Genomic DNA, 20,071 nt, shown 5'->3' with positions numbered 1-20,071 from the left:
TGTTGTTCCGTACCCGAATGACGCCCCGGTTCAGTGTGGGAGTGGGCTTGCTCGCGAAGGCTGAGTGTCAGTGGACATCCATGCTGGATGTCCTACCGCAATCGCGAGCAAGCTCGCTCCCACAGGGGCACTGCGTCAGTCGAGTGAATCCGTCAGCGGGTTGACACTGGACGCTTTACCCAGACCGGCGACAAGCTGCTTCCGGAGCCGGTGACGTACAGCACGGCGGCTTCGCCGCGCTCCAGGGCCACAGGCTTGAGATCGCCGACTTTCTTGTCGCCCTCGAACAGCGCCAGGCTGACTTTCACCGGGTTGATCTCACGTTCGCCACGGCCCTTGGCTGCCACGTTCGGCACCACGTCGGTCTTGCCATCGGCGGTCTTGAGGGTCAGCGCCTTGTCGGTGAGGTTCTGCACACGTACCAGGGATTTCTGCTTGTTCTTGAACGGTGGTTCTTCGATCAGTTGCGGCTGGCCGCTCGCGTTGTTGACCAGGGTGTAGTAGTGATCGGCAGCCAGTTTAACCGGAACGGTCTGGCTGCCTACCTTGGCGCTGTAGTCGCCGCCGGGCATGAAGCTGAAGTCGCTGCTGGCCAGGGGGGCTACGTCATTGAGGTTGGTGCTGCCGACGGTGGCGCTGACTTCGGCGTTGCTGGCGTTGTAGATACGCACGAAGCTCGAGCCTTTTGGCGCGACCGGGCCGTACAGGGCCGAGTCACCGGCAAAGGCGGACAGTGAAAGGGCGCTCATGCTGGCGACGAGGGCAACAGCCTTGAAGGAGCGAGCGGCGAGACGGCGAGGAGTAGTGTTGAAAGTCATGGTGGACCTCTCTTTCAGTTTTGCGCCCGGTCGGGCGTCTCGGATTGAGTGTTGGCGGCAACGTTCTGTTGGCGCGCACCGGCTTGTTTGAGCTCTGCGACCCACTGCGGGTCGGCGTCGCCGATTTCGTTGTTCACGGGCAGATAACGTTCAGGAAACTCCCAGATCAGCACCTGCGGCGGGCTGTTCTTGAAAGCGTCGCTCTTGAGATAGCTGAGCATCGGCAGAATCGGGCCATGGCCGTCTTCGGCGTAGTTCACGACATCGCTGTGCAGGGCTTGCTTGAGCGCACCGACGAAGTTCCAGTTGGGGTTGGCGCTGTAGCTGGTGCCGATCAGGGCCACGGGAACCTGGGCGTCGGCAAACAGCGCGTCGTCGCCGGCCGGCTGGTCGTCGGCTTCGCGGGTGTTGCGCTTGACCAGCGGCTCCTGGGCCGGCATCAGGTTTTCGAACAATGGGTCCAGGGGCAGGAACTGGCGCAGGTCGCCCTTGTGGGTGATCTTTTCCGCCGGCTCAGTGACGAAGCGTTGCGGCTCGCCGTTGAGGGGCGCGCGCTCGGCAATGGCCTTGGCAATGTTTTCGGCGGCGACCTGGGCGCCTTCCGGGGTCCAGTGGGTGTCGGTGCGCAGGAACACTTGCTGGCCGCTCTGCTTGGCCTGTTGCAGCGGGCCGAGCAGGTCGGGGGCGAGGATCTTGTCGGCCGCCACGCGGGCATGGAAATCCTGGTAGAGGTTGGCGTGAATGCTCGCCGGCTTCACTTCACCCAGGTGCTCCGGATACAGCCGCGCCTTGGCCGGCACGATCGCCATCACCAGGGTGATGCCCTGTTCCTTGAGTTTCTGGCGCACGCCTTCGACCAGCGCGTAGTTGCCTTGCAGGTTCAGCTCTTCGTTGACGATCGGGTTGAACTCTTCGTCGCTGTACAGCCACTGGTCACGGCCGAGGACCACGCCTTTGCGGCCTTCGTTGAACAGCTTGTAGTCCAGCGCTGCCCAGATGTTGGTGCCCAGGCGCTTGATCGGGAACTCGTCGTCGTAGTGGGTTTCCACGGCCTTGGCCCAGCGACCGTTGAGCACGGTGGCATCGGGGTTGGTGCTGAAGCCGAAGAAACTGCGCATCGACCAGATACCCAGGGCCGTCAGAATCAACATAAACAGCACGATGTAGAAGATGCGTAATGAGCGGGTCATGTTCAGATCCCTCAGAACTGGAAGTAAAGGAACGGCGAGAAGCTCTGCGCCGAGAGTTTGAGAATCGAAGCGATGAACAGCAGCAGCACCAGGGCGCGCATCACGTAGCGCGACCAGTCCACGGTCCAGTAGGCCGGTTGCACCTGGGCTTCGACGCCGACGGTGTAGCCCGGTTCGTGGATCGTCGACGGGTTGTCACCCGGTACGGCCTTGATCAGCCCCGGTTGTGCGGTCGCCGGGCCATTGGCCTCGGTGTTGACCTCTGGCTTGGTCTTGACCGGCGGACGGTTGGTGTAGAAGTCCCGCAGGCCGAAGAAGGCCAGGGTGATGTAGGCCACCACCAGCGTGGCGATCTGCAGGCCGGTGAGGTTGGCGCGGGTCAGTTCCGACAGCGACCAGTCGCCGAAGCTGAACATGGCGCCGTACATGCGACCGGCCACGTGCAGGTTCTCGGAGCGGAAGATCACCCAGCCCATCACCACCAGCAGGAAGGTCAGCGCCCAGCGGATCGGGTTGATGCTGCGTGGGTTGGTGTTGATGCCCACGGCTTTTTCAATCGCCAGCCAGATACCGTGCCAGGCGCCCCAGATCACGTAGGTGATGTTCGCGCCGTGCCACAGGCCACCGAGCAGCATGGTCAGGAACAGGTTGCGATAGGTCATCAGCGTGCCTTTGCGGTTACCGCCCAGGGTGATGTAGAGGTAGTCCCGCAGCCAGGTCGACAGGCTGATGTGCCAGCGCCGCCAGAACTCGGTGATGGACTGGCTGATGTAGGGCTGCTTGAAGTTTTCCATGAAGCGGAAACCCATCATCAGGCCCAGGCCGATGGCCATGTCGCTGTAGCCGGAGAAGTCGAAGTACAGCTGCGCGGTGTAGGCCAGGGCGCCGAGCCAGGCGTCGCCAGTGGTCGGGTTCTGCAGGGCGAAGCAATGGTCGGCCACCACCGCCAGGGTATCGGCGATGAACACTTTCTTGATGAAGCCCTGCATGAAGCGCGTGCAGCCTTCGGAGAACTTGTCCAGGGTGTGGGTGCGGTTGTTGAACTGGTCGGCCAGGTCACGGAAACGCAATACGGGGCCGGCGATCAGGTGCGGGAAGATCGCCACGAATGCCGCGAAGTCGATCAGGTTGCGGGTCGCCGGGGTGTCGCCGCGATAGACGTCGATGATGTAGCTGATGGACTCGAAGATGTAGAACGAGATCCCGATCGGCAACAGCACGTGGGTCAGGATGAACGGTTCGAGACCGAAGCTGGTCATGATCGCGTTGAGGCTGTCCACGCCGAAGTTGGCGTACTTGAAGTAGCCCAGGATGCACAGGTCCACCGCCACGCCGAGCAGCAGCCAGCGCTGGGCCGGTTTGGTGCGCACGCCGGCGGCACCGACCTTCAGGCCGATCCAGTAGTTCCACAGGGTGACGGCGGCGAACAGCGCCAGGAAGTCCACTCGCCACCAGGCATAGAACACATAGCTGGCGATCAGCAGCAGCAGGTTGCGATAGCGTTGCCCGCTCAAGTAGTACAAGCCGAGAAAGATCGGCAGGAACAGGAACAGGAACACGTTGGATGAAAATACCATCCCGATCTCTCCATGTTGAATCAACAGTCAAGGGCCAGAGCCCCCCCAAACCCCCCCATGAAAACCGGGAGGTTTCATTACCTTGATGATCGTTCCCACGCTCTGCGTGGGAATGCCTCCACGGACGCTCCGCGTTCGGCTTCTTGGGACGCAGAGCGTCCCCGGCTGCATTCCCACGCAGAGCGTGGGAACGATCAGCGGTGAATCAGCTTCCTTTACCTTTCTCGTTGGCCGGGTCGTAGACCCGGGTCAAGTCCCCGCCGAGGCGGAAGGTCTTGAACGGTTGCATTTCATGTTTGCGCTCCAGCACATCGCCGGAGCAGGTGTAGAGGCTGCAGAACGGTTCGAGCCAGGCGAACTTCGAATCGACCTTCAGGTCCTTCATGTCCTGCTCTTCGCCGTTCTTCTCTTCGAAGATTTCCGGGTCTTTCACCCCGGCCAATACCCGGTCACCCAGGCGCTTGAGGGCGCCGTTGTTTTCCTGACGCAGATCCACCCCGTTGACCTGGGCGAAACTGGCGATCATCGCCAGCGGCGGCAGGGCATAGTTGTGGTAGGACAGGGCCCGTTGCTTGCGCTTGAGTTCGTTGGGCAGGAAACCGTCGGCATCGATCTGGTTGACGCCGACCTTGTATTCCTTGACGGCCCAGTCGAACAGGTCGCGGCGGTTGGTCGCGACCGAGGTGGCCATCACCGACCAGGCGGCCCAATAGGAGTGGTTGTTGGTCTTGTCCAGCGGCAGGTTGTCCCAGTCGCTGACCACCTGATCGGCCATCTTGCTGAACCAGCTTTCGATCAGTTGCGCCTGTTCCTGATGGTTCGCCAACGGATGGGAGTCGGAGAACTTCAGGCGCACATAGGCCGAAGCCATGCTGCCCAGCGCCCATTTGCGCATGGACTTGCCGGTGTGGTTGAAGTCCTTGGACATCAGCGCATCGGCCTTGGCCCAGGTGGTCAGCCAGTTCAGGGTGCAATCCAGTTGTTCGGGACGGCCGTCACGCATGAACTGCATCACTTGCTTGCTGACGCCGCGCTCGATCTTGGTGATGTCGGCGGTGCTGTCGCGAAAGGCTTTTTCCGATTGCACGTTCAACGTCGCCCGGGCCTTGTCCGAGCCCTCGTACTTGCTGCGGAACTGCAGGGAGCCGGTGTAAGGCGCCGGTACGGCGTCGCAGCCCTGGCCGGAGTCGCCGGCCTTGGCCTTTTCGATCGGTGCGAAGTAACCCTGTGGCGGGCGCAGCGGGGCCGCGGCCTGGGTGGCCCCGGCGAACATCGCCAGGGTCAGCAGGGACGGCGCCAGCAGCGTTTTCAACGTTCGGTTGCGCATGTTCCTGGTCATAAAGCGAGACCTCATTGTCCGATTTGAGCCGTTTGTTCGGCTTGCGGAGAGACATTGCGTTTACAGACTTTCGCTTCGACTTGCTGTGGTGCTGCACCGGCTTCGGGGCCCTGGACTTCAACGGCCAGCAGGTTCTGCGAAGCCCAGTCCTCATCGGTGCGCAACTGGAAGGCGAAACGTCCGTCGGTGTCCGAGGTATTCGGTTTTTCGATCTTGATGTCCTCGTGGCGCCCATTCATGTACCAGAGGGTGGCTTGCAACGTTTTCACCGAGGTATCGGCGAAACGGATATCGACCTGGTGACTGCTGTTACGCAGATCCATGTTCTTGCTATTGACCATCAATTCGTTCTTGCCCGGCTTGAGGGCGGTCTTGCTGCTCATCACTGCCGGCTTGCCTTCACAGCCGTTGTCGTCCAGCAGCGCCATCATCTGGCGATAGATGGTTTCCTGGTCCAGGCGATACAGCGGCGAGAATTCCCAGATCAGGATTTTCGGCGGGCTCTTCTGGAATTCTTCGCTGCCCAGGTACTGGATCATCGCGCCTTCGAAACCGCCGCCGGGGAAGGCGACGTTGAGGATGTCGGCACCGATGGCTTCTTCCAGGAACCCGGCGAAGTTGTAGTTCTTGCCGCTGTGACTGGTACCCACGAGGGTGATCTGCGGGTTGCCGGAATCGCCGAACAGATCGCCGTCACCGGCCTCGCCCTTGGGCTCGGTGGTGAACTGGTCCATGTACTGGATCGCGTAGCTGGTGCCGCACAGTTGCCCGGCCATGTTGTGCAGGGTGCCGGTCTTACCCATGCGGCCGGATTTCTTGGTTTCGAATTCACGCTTGGGAATGTCGGCGAAGGCCGGGATCTGCTTGACCTTCTCGGCGACGATCTTCGCCGTGCGCTGGGCTCCGTATGGGGTCCAGTGCTGGTCGCCACGGAAGTAGAAGTCGTGGGCCGGCAGGGTGTCGGGCAGGCTTTCGTTGGTCAGCGGCGACAGGTCCGGCACCACGTAGCCCATCTGCGCGAAACGGCCGAGCATGGTCTTGTAGTTGGCCAGGGCTTTTTCGTAGTCGAAGCCGGCCTTTTCCTGCGGGTTGAGCTTGTTGCGGTTCACCAGGCCCCGGGTCGGCTGGTAGACGATGACCAGTTCGACGCCTTTCTTCTTGAACGCATCGTGCAACTGTTGCATGCGCTTGTAGCCGGCCGGCGTGGTGTTGAATTCGGTGCGCAGGTCTTCCTGGGTACGGAACAGCCAGTCGCCCTGGGCCTGTACCAGCGTGGTGAAGTTCTGCTGATAGCGCGTGGTGTAGTTCTTCGCATCGTGAGCGGCGGGGCACAGGTTGCAGCACGGCTCTGCGGTGAAGGCAGGCGCCTTGATTTCGTCGGCGCGCGCGCCGCTTGCAGCGGCGAGAATGCCGGCAGCCAGGGCAGACAGGCCCAGGAGTTTGATCATCTGTGGGTTCATAAAGGTCATCCTCAGTCCCGCAATTCGGTCTGGCGTTCGACAGGGTCGATCAGTACGGCTTTCTGCTGGCGCACCAGCAGGTCGAGAATTTCGTCCTGGCGTTCGCCCAGGATCCCGGTGAAGCTGATGCCGCTGGATTTGGTCGGCGCGAGCATGGACACGCGGTACAGCTCGACGCTCAACGGCGAGTCGATGGACAGCGGGCCGCTGCCGTTGCCGGCCAGTTCACCGCCGACCACGATCAGCGAGACCTCGGCATCGAACGGGTCGAGCTTGATGTCCCGGTCGGTGTTGGACAGGTCCTTGATGTGGCCGTACAGACCCGTCAGGCCGTTGGCCATGGACACGTTTTCGTAGAGGCGGATGTTCACGCTGTTACGAATCCGGATGCCGTGGCGCTGGTTGCTGATCACTTTGTTGCCCCACAACAGGTTGTCGGCACTCTCGTAGAGGGTGATGCCGTCGGTGTGGTTCTTGTAGATCTCGTTGTAGGCAATCAGGTTGTTCACGCTGTTACGGTCGATCACCAGGCCCGAGAGCTTGTTGTCGTAGCTGCGGTTGTTGAAGATGAAGCTGTCGTTGACCTCACGGGAGATGATGATCCCGTGCTTCTTCTTCGTCCCGAAGACGGTGTTGTCGGCAATGATCAGCCGATGGGACCGGTCGTGGGGGTCGATGCCGTAGACGATGTTGTCTTTGTAGGTGTTGCCCTTGACCACGAAGTCGCGGGTCTCGTAGCAGTAGAAGCCGTACCACATGTCCGAGAATTCGGAACCGATGATCCAACCGGTCGGTTCCGGACGCTTGAGGACCTTGGCCATGTTCGGCGTGTACTGGGAAATACTCACCCCGTACGACTTACTGTTGGAGTAGCCGAAGCTGGTCATCCTGGTGTTGACGATGTAGGTCTCGGTGCCACCCCACGAGAGCAGGAACGGACGGAACTCCTTGGGCGAGCGGAACGTGGCGGGGCCGTTGTCCTTTTCACGCCAGCCGGTGACCTTGGTATCGCGGATGAACATCCGGCCATCGTTGACCAGGAACGCACCGCCTTCCTGGGACAGGCGCAGTTCCTGGGTCTGTTTGTCGATTTCCAGGATGCCTTTCTGGCCGACCACGATCGGAATCTTCGCCAGGTAGACACCCGGCGAGGTTTCGATGATGTACTTGGGCAATTTCTTGGCCAGGTCCTTGAAGTTCATGTAGCCGTCGTCGATGAAGATGGCCTGCGGGATGCCGTGCTGGCGCACCACCCACTCGGCCATCTTGTTGTCACCGCCGATGAAGTCCTTCAAGGCGTTTTCCTGCATCATCCGGCGCACGCTGATCTTGCCGGGCTTGGTCCGCACGATCTTGGCTGCCACCGCTTCGGCGGTGTAGCCCTTGAGGTCGGGCAGGGTCGGCTTGGCCAGTTCCAGCGGCTCGGTCGGCGCACTGCTGACGGTGTAGGTCTTGGCTCGTTGCAGTTCCTTGACCACGTTGCCCGGCTTGACCGCCGGTTCAACGTTGGCGAACGCCGGCGAGCCGGCCAGCAGCATCGCTGCGACCAACAGGCTGATCGAACCTTTCATCGCCTGGCTGTTCCTGAGGTAGCGGTTCATTTCGGGCACTCCCATGGTCATTCGCATCAGAAGCGCCAGATCACGTCGACAAAGGCGCGATGCATGTACGAATCGACCTCTTTGCCGTAGGCATCGCCTGGCTTGAACACACCGCCACGCAAGCGCACCAGCGCCGACGGTTCATCGATGGACTGGCTCAGTGCGGCCGGCAGAAGGCCTTGTTTGAAGTACTTGGTGACCACCAGGTCGACTTCCTGGCCGAGGTCCTTGTCGCCATCGCGCAGCGGCAGGGTCGAGGTGGACAGGATGGCGCCGGTCACGTCGTCGGTGTTGTTTTCCACGGCGTTGATGCCGTTGCTGCCCACCGGCTTGTTACCGTCCACGCGCCAGAACTTGTGGTACACCAGGCTGGCGTCGTATTCGTCGCGCAACTGCCAGGAGCCGAACAGGCTGGCGCTCTGGGTGTTGGCCATTTCGCCACGGAACGCTTCGCCGAAACGGTGGACCCGCGAACGGGTACCGGTGAAGTTCGAGCGGTTGCTCTGCAGGCCGTTCTGTTGGTATTCATCGCTGGCGCGGGCATAGGCCGCACCGACTTGCCATTGCGGATCGAGGCGCAGGCGGATACCCAGGTCGGTGGCCCAGCCGTTCAAGTCTTCGCTGCGCTTGGCTTGCGCAGGACGCGTGCCGTCGGCGTTGAGCGGGTTGACGGTGTCGAGGTCGCCGGTCATGCCGGTGAGGCTGGCCCAGTAGTTGACGGTGTTGGTGTTGCGCCAGTTGTAGGCGTCGCTGTTGGCTTCCAGGCCGAGCCAGGTCAAGTCACCGTTCTGGGTCTTGTCCAGGGTGTCGGTGGGTTCGCCCGGGGTCGGGTAATCGAGGCTGCCGTTGTCATGGGTGTGGTGGGCACGGATACCGGCCCACTGGCCTGGCATCCACTGGTAACCCACGTCGCCGTAGACGTGCAGGCGATCCTTGTCCTTGGGCGACAGTTCCTTGAGGTCGGTGCGGTATTCGCTGAATCGTTCGGCGACACCAAGGTTGGCGCGCAGCAACGTGGTGTCGAAAGTCCAGTTCAGGGCTTCGATGTTGGTGTCGCGCCATTGGCCGTCGTCGTTGCGCAGGCGCTGGCGACCGAATTTCAACTGCTCGCCCGGATAAGGCGTCAGGCCGCTGTAGCCAATCCAGAACTCACGCATGGCCAGGTAGTTTTTCTTGGCTTCGCGATCGCCGCTGTCCGTCTCCTGGGTGGCACCATCGGACTGTTGCAGGGTGTCGGTCTCGATGACATCGGTGGAGGTCACGGCCTGGGCCATGGCGTAGGCGCTCCAGTTACCGCTTTCGCCATAGACCCAGGGGCGCAGGTCCAGGCCCACGCCGTTGACGTCGCCACCGCTCTGGGTACCCAGGTCACGGTCGTCTTCGGATTGGCCGGTGATCTTCACTTCCAGGCCGAAATTCTTGCTTTCGGTCAGGGCCGCCAGGGTCGGGCACGACCAAAGCAGGGCGCACGTCAGGCCAATTCCAGCCTGCACAAAAGGATTGAGCTTCAAAGGCTTCATAGTTTTTCCTCGCCGTCATCTTCTTTTAGGGCTTGCAGTTCCAGCGTATCGGGGCTCATGACGCCACGAATGGCCTGCTCTTGTTGTAGCAGGCGTTTCGCTTGGGCAAGCTGTTCCGGCGGTAATTGTGCTTCGAGGGTCTGGGCAAGCTCGGTGGCCTGAGGGGTGTTCTGGACCTTGGCCAACTGGCTGAACACATAGGCGTTGACCGGGTTGGGCTTGGTGCCCTTGCCTTGGGAGAACAACTGGGCAATGGCGTAGTCGGCGCTGTTCTGGCCGTTGCGGGCGGCCTTGAGCAGGTGATCCAGAGCCTTTTGCGAGTACACCTGGCCCAGGTAGCCACGGCGATAGATCTGGCCGAGGTAGTAATCGGCGGCCACCTCGCGGCCGACGGCCTTCTGGAAATGTGCCTCGGCGGCCTTGGCGTCGGCCGGCACCCATTTGCCTTCGTAATACAGCTTGCCCAGCAACAGCTCGGCGCGAGGCTGATCGGCGGCGCGGCCGTTTTCCAGGTACTGCATCATCTTGTCGACGTCACCCAGTTCGGGGAAATCGTAGAGCAGTTGCGCCAGGCTGACCCAGGCAGCGGGGTAGCCCGGGGCGATGCCTTCGAGCAGCGACTGGGCGGTTTTCTCATCCGTCTTGCCCAGGCTGGCATCGGCCAGGACGCGGGCGACACTGTCCACGCGTTGTGCGGAAACCACGCCGCGAGCGTGACCGTCCTGCATCTGCTTGAGCAATGCAGCTTGCTGGTCCGCCTGGCCGCGTTTCTGATAGACCGTGGCCAGTTCGACGTAGCAGATATCGGTGGTGGCCAATGCGGCCTTGCAGACCTTCTCGACTTCGTCCAGGTGCTGGTCGTAGGTGCCCTGGGTGCGATAGAGCAGGATCTGCGCCAGGCCCGCTTCCGGGTAACCGGCGCTGCGCCATTGGCTGATCTGCTGCTGGGCGTTGATGTTCGGGAAACTGTGGGGATATTGCAGGTACAGCATCGCCAGCGGGATCAAGGTGTTGCCTTCACCGTTGGCGAAGGCTTTTTTCAGCAGGCCTTCGGCTTCGTGCTTTTCAGCCTCGGTGGAACCCGGCTTGGCCACCAGCAGGCGACCCAGGCGCGCCTGGGCCCGTGGCGAGATATCGGCGGCGGCGCGGTAAGTGGCCTCGGCCTTTTTCATCTGCTCGGGGTCGTGGCTGTCCACCTGGATATCGGCCAGGCCCACCTGGGCCTCGCTGTAGCCCAGGTCGGCCAGTTGCTGATAGTTCTGCTGCGCCAGTGTCGTGTCGCCACGCTTGAGGGCTTCATTGGCCAGGCGCTGGTCGGGCAGGCCGGCGCAACCGGCCAGGCTTACGGCCAATGCCAACGCACAGAATGCACCAGTGTGGGAGCGAGCCTGCTCGCGATGCGGGCCGCTCGATGCATCAGACACACCGCGCTGATCCCGTCGCGAGCAGGCTCGCTCCCACAGGGAATGCAGCGCGTTGTTGTTTTGTGGAGTCGTCACGGGCATGTCCTCCGCTTACTTTCCGACAGCCATGGCTTTTTCGACCAGCCAGTTCAGGTTCGGACCACGGTCGCTGTTGACTTCCACCGGACGGCCGGCCAGGGCGCTGTCCAGGGGCTCGTCGGGCTTGATCAGCACGCGGATATCCGATGACAGGTCTTCGCTTTTCAGGCTGGTGCTGCTGACGATCTTGCCGGTGCGGGTAGTGTCTTCGCCGGCGACCTGGAAGCTGACCGAGGTGCCTGGACGTACTTCGCCGAACTGGCGATAGGAGAAGCGTGCTTCCACGTTGGCTTCGGTGCCGCGCGGAACCAGTTGGAAGATCACGTCGCCCTTGCTGGCGTACTGACCGTTGGCGACCAGTTGCTGGGCCACGATGCAGTCGCAAGGGGAGGTCAGGGTGCCGGTCATCTGCTTGCCGAACAGCTCCTCGACCTTGGCCGGTTGCAGCTGGTTGTCGTCCAGGTGGCCCTTGAGCACGTCGAGCATGCTGGTGCTGAAGGTCGCCAGCGGGGCGCCTTTGGCCGCCACGCCGTCAGCCTTGACCAGGCTCTGCACGGTGCCGTCGCGCGGCATGGTGATCGCCATGCCCGGTACGTTCACCAGGCCTGCCTGGGCGTGGCTGACGAAGTACATGCCGTACACCGACTTGAAGATGAAGCCGAATGCCGCCAGGCCGACGATGAACACGCCCAGGCTGAAGGTCACGGCCCGCAGGCGACCCAGGGCGCTCATGCCATTGCCTTCGTCCTTCTGCTTGCGCGCCTTGGTGAAGTTGTCGCGTTGCAGGGTCGCCAGCACATCGCCGACGCCGACGATGTCGCCGGCCAGGTGCGAGGTGATGATGTGACGCAGTGTCGAGATGTCCCGAGGCTCCAGGTTCTGGAACTGGCAACCGGTGCGGCCGGTCTGGCGTTCGTGGGAACGGATCTGCAATTCCACGTCCATGGCCAGGCCAAGGTTGTCGATGACGAACTGCAGGCGCCCCTTGTAGGCCTCGCCGACCTTGAGCGGCAGCTGGCCGGCGTTGAAGCTCAGACCGCCCGCGGACAGGTCCAGGACCTTGACTTCCATGGGGGTACGGTCGGGGCCGAAGAAGCGCAACTTGGCCGGGATTTTCACTCGGGCGTGTTGGCGCTGGGCTTCGGATTCATGCACTACGTTGACGTTCACGGCGGTGTTCATAGGGGCGATTTCCTAGTTAATTCAGGCGAGTTCGGTCAGACCATCGTCAACAGCACGGCGACGAAAATACTGCCGGCAGAGAAGGTCATGGTCCGAGACGACCAGGTGTTGAACCAACGTTGAAAGCTGGCGAGATCACGGGTAAGAGAAGTGGGCTGGCGGGTCCAGGACTGTTGATCGAGGCGGAAGAACACATAGATCTTCACCATCGCGCCGACGATCTGGTTGTAATAGAGAATCGCCGGGTAAGCGGGGCCGATCCGGTGCCCGGAACACGACAGCAACAGGGTCAGGATCAACCGGGTGATGCCGATCCACAGCAGGTACACCAGGATGAACGCGGTGCCGTACTTGAAGCTGGCGATCAGTGCCACGGTCAGGCCCAGCAGCGAGGTCCACATCGACACGCGCTGGTCGAACAGCACCACCGAGGTAAACAGGCCCAGACGTCTCATGCCCAGGCCCAGTGCCCGGGAGTTTTGCCGCAGGTTGTTGCCATACCAGCGGAACATCAGCTTGCGACTGGCCTTGATGAAGCTTTTTTCCGGTGGGTGCTCAACGGTGTTGATCGCCGCATCGGGTACGTAGAAGGTGTCGTAGCCCAGGCGCATCAGGCTGAACCAGCTCGACTTGTCATCACCGGTCAGGAACTTGAAGCGGCCCAGGCGCCAGTGTTGCAGCGAGTCGCTTTCCACGTCGGCGATGAAGTCCGGGTTGGTCACCACGGTGGCGCGAAACACCGACATGCGGCCGGTCATGGTCAGCACGCGCTTGGACAGGGCCATGGAGCACATGTTGATGTGACGCTGGGCGAAACGCAGCTTGTGCCATTCGGCCATGACGTAGCCGCCGCGCACTTCGCAGAACTCGTTGGTGGTCAGGCCGCCGACATTGCCGAACAGCTGGAACCATGGGACGGTCTTGCGCACGACGCCTTCGGCGAGGACGGTGTCGCCATCGATCACGGCGACCACGGCGCGGTCGTCCGGCAGGTGGCGAGAGATCGCGCGGAAACCGTAGGCCAGGCCGTCACGCTTGCCGGTACCCGGAATGCGCACGAAGTCCAGCTTGACCCGCGCTGGCGGGTTGAGGCGGGCCCAGAGGCTCTTGACCAGCAGTTCGTCGGACATTTCCACGATGGAGCAGACCACGGTGGTGGGCAGCCCGCACTCGATGGCTTCGCGAATCACCGAGCCGTAGACCTGGGCAGTGGTCAGCGCGTCGATCCGGAAGCTGGTGACCATCAGGTAGACGTGGGAGGGATCCGCCGCCGCGCCCAGCTTGCGTACCTTGCGACGCAGGTGTGGGTAGACGATGTACAGGAAGATCATGCCACGCACGAAATGCGTTGCTCCCATGGAGTAACGCCAGATGCCCACGGCGCCGATCAGGAAAATGAAATCCTTGGATTCGGAGTCGAACGTGGACGTGGGCAACGCCATGGCGATGCCCATCAATAAACTCAAGTAAAACAGCCAACCGGCGGCCTGAAGCAGGCCGTGTTTTAGCCTGTGCATAATCTGCATCCGTCTCTATCTCGGGCGGGCCTTGTGGGCGGCCCGATGGGTTAAGGCAGGCGAAAGGCCGGCCGGGGCAGGCCCCGGCCGGCAAACAGACTTACCAGCAGATGCCTTCGGTCCGGCCATTCGATGAAGTGGCCTTGGACATGAAACCAACCAGGTCGATGACCTGTTTGCCTTCCGGTACGTTCTCGGTCAGCGCACGGAACTTCTCGTCGCGGTTGCCGAGGATGATGATGTCGGAGCTGTCGATGACCGAGTCGAAGTCCGAGTTGAGCAAGGACGAGACGTGAGGAATCTTCGACTCGATGTAATCCTTGTTCGCACCGTGGACACGGGCGTATTCGACGTTGCTGTCGTAGATGCGCAGGTCGTAGCCCTTGCCGATCAGCATTTCCGCCAGTTCTACCAGTGGGCTTTCACGCAGGTCGTCGGTACCGGCCTTGAAGCTCAGGCCCAGCAGGGCGACTTTGCGCTTGTCGTGGCTGGAGACGATGTCGAAGGCGTTCTGCACCTGGGATTCGTTGCTGCGCATCAGCGAGTTGAGCAGCGGCGCTTCCACGTCCAGGGAGCTGGCGCGATAGGTCAGGGCGCGTACGTCCTTGGGCAGGCACGAGCCGCCGAAGGCGAAGCCTGGGCGCATGTAGTACTGGGACAGGTTGAGGGCCTTGTCCTGGCAGACCACATCCATCACGACGCGGCCATCGACGCCCACGGCCTTGGCGATGTTGCCGATCTCGTTGGCGAAGGTCACCTTGGTGGCGTGCCAGACGTTGCAGGTGTACTTGATCATCTCGGCGACCGCGATGTCCTTGCGGATGATCGGTGCATCGAGTTCTTCGTACAGCGATTGCAGGACGTCGCCGGACGCCTTGTCGAATTCGCCGATAACGGTCATCGGTGGCTGGTCGTAGTCCTTGATCGCGGTGCTTTCACGCAGGAACTCAGGGTTGACCGCAACGCCGAAATCGACACCGGCCTTTTTGCCGGAGCAGTCTTCGAGGATCGGGATGACAACGTTTGCGACAGTGCCTGGCAAGACGGTGCTGCGGACCACGATGGTGTGGCGGGTGGTCTTTTCACGCAGGACAAAACCGATCTCGCGGCAGACGGCCTCGATGTAGTTCAGTTCCAGGTCGCCGTTCTTCTTGCTCGGCGTGCCGACGCAAATCATCGACAGGTCCGTATCGCGAATGGCTTCCGCAAAGTTGGTGGTGCCACGCAGGCGACCTGTTTGAATACCTTGTGCCAGCAACTCCCCAAGACCGGGTTCAACAATGGGCGATTTGCCGGCGTTGATCATATCGATCTTGTCTTTGGCGACATCCACGCCAACCACATCATGGCCCCGTGCAGACAGGCAACCGGCACATACTGCACCGACGTAACCCAAACCAAATATGCTAATGCGCATCGCATTTACCTCTGTTTTTCACGCCATTAAATGGCCGGAGTTAATAGTGTTCAGCGGTCATAGTGCACTCGGAAGTGTGGAATGCAGGCGCCACAGTGCCGTGTGCAGGCATACTAAGTTCCGAGTGTCTAAATAATTGCACTCAAGTTGTGCGCAGTGCGGCCTTGTTGTTATGACCTGCCCTGTTATGCAGCCAGTCCTCGTTATCCAGAACGTTCGTGCAAAGGTCGTTCACTTCTGATTTCTGGCAAAAAGCCCACAAAATCAGAAGCTTGTGTGTTCGGGTGAACACGTTATAGGGGCGCAGCCTTGGCCTTGTAGGGGATAGTGATGATGCCTTATCTCCTGTCCTTTTATCTTGGATCCATAAGGACGACCGTTTCGCTTAGTTGCTGTGACAACTTGGTTACTCTAGTCGACGTCCCTTGTAAGTTATCTCGTACACGCTCGGCGAGAATCGTTACGGGTGGTATGAGCCGTGCATTTGGACATAGTTCCTGCCCGCTCATCGTGATTTCTGAAATTTTTTGAAATATTGGCCGAGATGGCACTGCTCTCATATTGATAGCACTTGCGATTTCGCCCTTTAGTTACGGGGAGTTAAATGACCTAGATACTTTTTTGCCACTACCGTTGAAAATTTTCTGTGCCACTACGGAAAAAACTGACAATTGTCGAGTGAAAGAAAAGTTAGCCCAAGGGGTGGTTTGAATGTTGACGCCAATAAAGTGGCGAATTGGGTGGGAAAGTAGGATGAGTTGCCGGGGGCTGATCGAGGCCCCTGATCAGGGGCCCGGAAGAGGTGTTGCGTTATTGTGGGGCGTGGTCGCGCAGGAAAACCAGTTTTTCGGCCGAGGACTGTTCGACACTGTAACGATAGCCTTGCACATCGAACTGTTTGAGCAGTGCCGGATCGTTGATGCGTTCCTGAATGACAAACCGGCTCATCAGCCCGCGGGCTTTTTTAGCGTAGAAGCTGATGATCTTGTACTGGCCGTTTTTCAGGTCCTTGAATTCGGTATCGATGATGCGTGCGTTCAGAGCGCTGCGCTTGACCGCCGAGAAGTACTCGTTGGAGGCCAGGTTCAACAGCACGTCATCGCCCTGGTCGGCCAGGGCTTCGTTCAGCCATTCGCTGATACGGGTACCCCAGAACGCATAGAGATCCTTGCCCCGGGCATTGTCCAGCTTCGTGCCCATTTCCAGGCGATAGGGCTGCATCAGGTCCAGCGGCCGCAACAGGCCGTAAAGACCGGAGAGCATGCGCAGATGCCGTTGGGCGTGATCGAAGTCGGCTTCGTTGAAGCTCTGTGCGTCCAGGCCCGTATACACGTCACCCTTGAAGGCCAGCAGGGCCTGCTTGGCGTTGGCCGGGGTGAACGCCGGGGTCCAACTGCCGAACCGCGCGGCATTGAGGCCACCGATCTTGTCGGAGACGTGCATCAGCTCGCTGATCTGTGCCGGCGAGAGTTCACGCAATTGCTCGACCAGTTCCTGGGAATGGTCCAGGTACTGCGGCAGGGTAAAGCGTTCGGTGGCCGGCGGTGTTTCGTAATCGAGGGTCTTGGCGGGGGAAATCACCATCAGCATGCAATCGTCTCCTTTAAGGGTGCGGCGATTCTAGGGGGTTGTCCGGGTGGACTCCAGCTATTGGGGTGATAGGTGATCGGTGGGGTAAAGGAAATATTCAAAGCCCCTCAATTGTGGCGAGGGGATTTATCCCCGCTGGGCTGCGCAGCAGCCCCAACAAAGTGAAGCGAGATCAGCCTGAAGCACCGCGCGGGCGCTTTTAGGGCTGTTTCACAGCCCAGCGGGGATAAATCCCCTCGCCACAAAAGCCCTGTTCGAGCAATGAGATAAGCGGGCGTCGTTCCTGGATCAGCTATGATGCCGCGCGGGTTTCGTTATGGAGACATCCCTTTTGCGTATCGTGCTTCTGCTATCGGCCTGGCTCCTGAGCCTCAATGCCATTGCCGCGCCCACCGACATTGCCACCCTGGACCGCAGCACCTGGCCGGAACAGCTCACCAGCCCGACCCTGTTCGACGTTGCTTCACGGGCCGAGATCCTGATGTTCGCCCGGGTGTTGCTGGACACCGATGCCATGGACGAAATTGCCCTCAAGCAGTACCTGGGGCTGCGCTCGGTGAACATGGCGGCGATCACCGCCCTGCGTGCGCGGTTGTGGCAACGGTTGCTGGCCAACTACAACTTCGCCCAGCAGAGCTGTGATCAGGACGCCTCCTTCTGTTACCTGGTCGAGAACATGGCGACCTTGCGTGAGGAGGCGCGCAGGTTTCATCTCGATGACGATTCGTTCTATTTCAAATGGGCCGGGCCAAGCCAGATCTTTCATACCCAGTACCGGGATGAGTTGCTGCGAAAAGCCGCGCTTTTTCCGCAAACAAGCAGTGAAGTCGAACGTTTCGGCGATTACGAGCGCAACGGCGAGGGCATGCACGACCGGCTGTTTTTACTGACCTTCGACAGCGGCGCCAACGTTGCGCCAGACAACACTCCGTGGCTGGCGGATTACTTGCGCAAGTCGAACATGAACGGCACCTTTTTTGTATTGGGCAAGGACATCCAGGCGCGGCTGGTGGAGGATTCCGTCAACAGCCTCCAGTCGTTGTATTCAGAACAGTGCGTAGGTGTCCAGGGCTGGGAGTTCCGCTCCCATAGCTATTGGCAGGACTGGCAGGACTCGGTGCGGCGCAGCGTCGACCTGGTCAAGGGCAAGCTGCCGGAAAACTATGTGCCGCTGTTCCGTCCGCCCCAAGGCCAGCGGCGGGGCGATGCCGAGGCATTCTTCAGGCAACAGGGCCTGCAAGTAGCGCTGTGGGATATCGATCCCCAGGACGGTGCCAACCGCCTCAAGCCCGAGCAAAGCGCCCAGCGCGCGCTGACCTTGATGCTGCTGTGGCGCCACGGGGTGATCAACTTCAACGCCAAGCAGGATGCAGTGAAAACAGCGATGCCCTGGCTCATTACGCAGACGGCGCAAAGTGGAATCGGTTGGGAGGATTGTCAGGAGGCGTTTCGCTGAAACCGCAGAAGCCCCGGAAACATTAGGGGAGAGGGGGAAACCGGTGCGCATTCATGACGACCGGACTTCCGACTTTAACGGTGCGGCGGCGGTACGCCAAGGGCTTTTCGTCACTCTGAAAAATAAACTTCAAAAAAGCGTCAAAGTGCTTTTTCCTGTCATGGTTTTTGGAGTATCAAGAAGTCAGACCGCCGAAACCTGCAACACAGGTGGCGTCTTCCAAGACCCCGTTTGTGTGCAGTTCACCTGAATCCTCGCGGGTGAATCCGGTGGCTACCTCGAGGCGCAGCACTGTCATGGTATTGCGTCGAATGGCCCCCACAAAGGTGACCGAGTATGGATGACCACGGACGTAGCCCTTCCTCCAACCAGCCAATCCTCTATGTACTCGATACCAACGTATTGATCCACGATCCAAACGCACTGCTGAATTTCGAAGAACACCACGTTGCCATCCCAATGACCGTGCTCGAGGAGCTGGACAAGCTCAAGAGCGGCCATCACAGCGTCGCGGCCGAATGCCGGCAGGCGATCCGACTGATCGACAAGACCCTGGGCGATGCGTCTCCCGAAGACGTCGAGCTGGGTGTGCCGATCCAACGCGGCAAAAGCGGCCCCAAGGGCCTGCTCTCGATCCTGATGAGCAAGCGCACCGAACCCAACCTGGTTCTGCCCGAACACCTGAACGACAACATCATCATCAACCAGCTGATCGACCTGCACGCGCGCAACAAGGATCGCGCCGTGGTGCTGGTGACCAAAGACATCAACATGCGCCTCAAGGCCCGTGCCTGCGGGATTGCGGCGGAGGATTACAGCACCGACCAGTTGGTCGACGACGTTTCGCTGCTGCCCAACGGCTACCACAACATGACCGGCTCCTTCTGGGACCGCGTGAGCAAGGTCGACACTCGCCAGGACCATGGTCGCACCTGGCACCAGGTGCAACTGATCGACAACCTGCCGGCGGTGCACATCAACGAGTTCATCATCGACGAACAGGGATTCGTCGGCTGGATCAAGGAGATCGAGGACGACAAGCTGCTGATTCTCGACCTGCACCAGGAACCCTTGCTGCATCAGGAGGCCTGGGGCCTCAAACCCCGTGACATCTACCAGAGCCTGGCCCTGTTCGCCTTGCTCGACCCGGATATCCACCTGGTCAACCTGTCCGGTGCCGCCGGTTCCGGCAAGACCATCCTGGCCCTGGCCGCCGCCATCGAGCAGACCATGGTCAGCAAGCGTTACCGGCGCATCATCGCCACCCGCAGCGTGCAGGGCCTGGACCAGGAAATCGGCTTCCTGCCCGGCACCGAGGCGGAAAAAATGGAGCCTTGGCTGGGGGCCATTACCGACAACCTCGAAGCCTTGCACATGGATGACGAAAGCACCCATGGCAGCGTCGACTACATCCTCAGCAAGGTGCCGTTGCAGTTCAAATCCCTCAACTACATCCGCGGTCGCAGCTTCCAGCAGAGCTTGATCCTGATCGACGAATGCCAGAACCTCACCCCGCACCAGATGAAAACCATCATCACCCGTGCCGGTGCCGGTTCCAAAGTGGTGTGCCTGGGTAACCTGGCGCAGATCGACACCCCTTACCTGTCCGCGACCAGCTCCGGGCTGACTTACCTGACCGAACGTTTCAAGGACTTCCCCAACGGGGTCCACATCACCCTGCAAGGCGTACCGCGCTCGATCCTGGCCGAATACGCCGAATCCCATTTGTAACACCTGATAAAAACCGGGCGACCGCAAAGTCGCCCGGTTTTTTGTGCGCGACAAATAAACCCTGTGGGAGCGAGCAGGCTCGCTCCCACAAAGGAAAGTCATGCCGTTACAGGTGCGACAATCAGGCGTGCCGGAATTTGACTCACGGGTTTACAATCGACGCTCCTGATC

The 20,071-nt window shown here is 60.5% G+C and carries 15 protein-coding genes; 3 read left to right on the top strand and 12 right to left on the bottom strand.

Annotation, left to right across the window (positions count from 1 at the left end; all coding sequences use genetic code 11):
• Positions 1-152: 152 nt before the first annotated feature.
• From LOY67_RS22580 to yaaA, 12 genes are all read right to left on the bottom strand, one after another.
• Complete coding sequence (locus LOY67_RS22580; RefSeq protein WP_265064520.1) at positions 153-818, bottom strand: alginate O-acetyltransferase AlgF; 666 nt, start codon at positions 816-818, stop codon at positions 153-155.
• A gap of 14 nt (positions 819-832) precedes the next feature.
• Entirely contained in the window at positions 833-2,008 is a 1,176-nt protein-coding gene (locus tag LOY67_RS22575; protein WP_265064519.1) for an alginate O-acetyltransferase, read from the bottom strand.
• An 11-nt stretch (positions 2,009-2,019) separates the two neighbouring features.
• Positions 2,020-3,585: an MBOAT family O-acyltransferase gene (locus LOY67_RS22570; protein ID WP_265064518.1), complete on the bottom strand. Its 1,566-nt coding sequence runs from the start codon at positions 3,583-3,585 to the stop codon at positions 2,020-2,022.
• A 205-nt stretch (positions 3,586-3,790) separates the two neighbouring features.
• Entirely contained in the window at positions 3,791-4,912 is a 1,122-nt protein-coding gene (locus LOY67_RS22565; RefSeq protein WP_265067811.1) for a mannuronate-specific alginate lyase, read from the bottom strand.
• 23 nt (positions 4,913-4,935) lie between these two features.
• On the bottom strand, positions 4,936-6,384 hold the full coding sequence (locus LOY67_RS22560) for an alginate O-acetyltransferase (protein ID WP_265064517.1): 1,449 nt from the start codon (positions 6,382-6,384) through the stop codon (positions 4,936-4,938).
• A gap of 11 nt (positions 6,385-6,395) precedes the next feature.
• The gene (gene algG / locus LOY67_RS22555; protein WP_265064516.1) at positions 6,396-7,985 is read right to left on the bottom strand and encodes a mannuronan 5-epimerase AlgG; all 1,590 of its coding nucleotides are present in this window, start codon (positions 7,983-7,985) and stop codon (positions 6,396-6,398) included.
• A gap of 26 nt (positions 7,986-8,011) precedes the next feature.
• A complete protein-coding gene (locus tag LOY67_RS22550; protein ID WP_265067810.1) occupies positions 8,012-9,496 on the bottom strand; it encodes an alginate export family protein in 1,485 nt (494 codons plus the stop codon).
• Between the two features lie 5 nt (positions 9,497-9,501).
• Positions 9,502-11,010, bottom strand: a complete 1,509-nt coding sequence (gene algK / locus LOY67_RS22545) for an alginate biosynthesis TPR repeat lipoprotein AlgK (RefSeq protein WP_265064515.1) — start codon at positions 11,008-11,010, stop codon at positions 9,502-9,504.
• Positions 11,011-11,019: 9 nt separating this feature from the next.
• Positions 11,020-12,189, bottom strand: a complete 1,170-nt coding sequence (locus LOY67_RS22540) for an alginate biosynthesis protein Alg44 (RefSeq protein ID WP_265064514.1) — start codon at positions 12,187-12,189, stop codon at positions 11,020-11,022.
• A 35-nt stretch (positions 12,190-12,224) separates the two neighbouring features.
• Positions 12,225-13,706 (bottom strand): mannuronan synthase, encoded by a 1,482-nt coding sequence (alg8, locus tag LOY67_RS22535; RefSeq protein ID WP_413776150.1) that lies wholly within the window; start codon positions 13,704-13,706, stop codon positions 12,225-12,227.
• A 100-nt stretch (positions 13,707-13,806) separates the two neighbouring features.
• Complete coding sequence (locus LOY67_RS22530) at positions 13,807-15,123, bottom strand: nucleotide sugar dehydrogenase (protein WP_265064513.1); 1,317 nt, start codon at positions 15,121-15,123, stop codon at positions 13,807-13,809.
• Positions 15,124-15,933: 810 nt separating this feature from the next.
• Positions 15,934-16,713 (bottom strand): peroxide stress protein YaaA, encoded by a 780-nt coding sequence (yaaA, locus tag LOY67_RS22525; RefSeq protein WP_265064512.1) that lies wholly within the window; start codon positions 16,711-16,713, stop codon positions 15,934-15,936.
• A gap of 331 nt (positions 16,714-17,044) precedes the next feature.
• Here yaaA and LOY67_RS22520 point away from each other — a divergent pair, with 331 nt between their 5' ends.
• From LOY67_RS22520 to LOY67_RS22510, 3 genes are all read left to right on the top strand, one after another.
• Positions 17,045-18,169: a polysaccharide deacetylase family protein gene (locus LOY67_RS22520; RefSeq protein ID WP_265064511.1), complete on the top strand. Its 1,125-nt coding sequence runs from the start codon at positions 17,045-17,047 to the stop codon at positions 18,167-18,169.
• A gap of 43 nt (positions 18,170-18,212) precedes the next feature.
• The gene (locus LOY67_RS22515) at positions 18,213-18,419 is read left to right on the top strand and encodes a hypothetical protein (RefSeq protein ID WP_265064510.1); all 207 of its coding nucleotides are present in this window, start codon (positions 18,213-18,215) and stop codon (positions 18,417-18,419) included.
• A gap of 86 nt (positions 18,420-18,505) precedes the next feature.
• The gene (locus tag LOY67_RS22510) at positions 18,506-19,900 is read left to right on the top strand and encodes a PhoH family protein (RefSeq protein ID WP_265064509.1); all 1,395 of its coding nucleotides are present in this window, start codon (positions 18,506-18,508) and stop codon (positions 19,898-19,900) included.
• Positions 19,901-20,071: the final 171 nt, after the last annotated feature.

The organism is Pseudomonas sp. B21-056 (genome assembly GCF_026016325.1).
In the GTDB taxonomy this organism is placed as follows: domain Bacteria; phylum Pseudomonadota; class Gammaproteobacteria; order Pseudomonadales; family Pseudomonadaceae; genus Aquipseudomonas.
This window is presented reverse-complemented; position numbering and strand designations above follow the sequence as displayed.

What these genes read in the sequence shown, in the direction of transcription:
- LOY67_RS22580 (WP_265064520.1), bottom strand. Translation starts at nt 818, where the DNA reads ATGACTTTCAACACTACTCCTCGCCGTCTCGCCGCTCGCTCCTTCAAG.
- LOY67_RS22575 (WP_265064519.1), bottom strand. Translation starts at nt 2,008, where the DNA reads ATGACCCGCTCATTACGCATCTTCTACATCGTGCTGTTTATGTTGATT.
- LOY67_RS22570 (WP_265064518.1), bottom strand. Translation starts at nt 3,585, where the DNA reads ATGGTATTTTCATCCAACGTGTTCCTGTTCCTGTTCCTGCCGATCTTT.
- LOY67_RS22565 (WP_265067811.1), bottom strand. Translation starts at nt 4,912, where the DNA reads ATGCGCAACCGAACGTTGAAAACGCTGCTGGCGCCGTCCCTGCTGACC.
- LOY67_RS22560 (WP_265064517.1), bottom strand. Translation starts at nt 6,384, where the DNA reads ATGAACCCACAGATGATCAAACTCCTGGGCCTGTCTGCCCTGGCTGCC.
- algG (WP_265064516.1), bottom strand. Translation starts at nt 7,985, where the DNA reads ATGAACCGCTACCTCAGGAACAGCCAGGCGATGAAAGGTTCGATCAGC.
- algK (WP_265064515.1), bottom strand. Translation starts at nt 11,010, where the DNA reads ATGCCCGTGACGACTCCACAAAACAACAACGCGCTGCATTCCCTGTGG.
- LOY67_RS22540 (WP_265064514.1), bottom strand. Translation starts at nt 12,189, where the DNA reads ATGAACACCGCCGTGAACGTCAACGTAGTGCATGAATCCGAAGCCCAG.
- alg8 (WP_413776150.1), bottom strand. Translation starts at nt 13,706, where the DNA reads ATGCACAGGCTAAAACACGGCCTGCTTCAGGCCGCCGGTTGGCTGTTT.
- LOY67_RS22530 (WP_265064513.1), bottom strand. Translation starts at nt 15,123, where the DNA reads ATGCGCATTAGCATATTTGGTTTGGGTTACGTCGGTGCAGTATGTGCC.
- yaaA (WP_265064512.1), bottom strand. Translation starts at nt 16,713, where the DNA reads ATGCTGATGGTGATTTCCCCCGCCAAGACCCTCGATTACGAAACACCG.
- LOY67_RS22510 (WP_265064509.1), top strand. Translation starts at nt 18,506, where the DNA reads ATGGATGACCACGGACGTAGCCCTTCCTCCAACCAGCCAATCCTCTAT.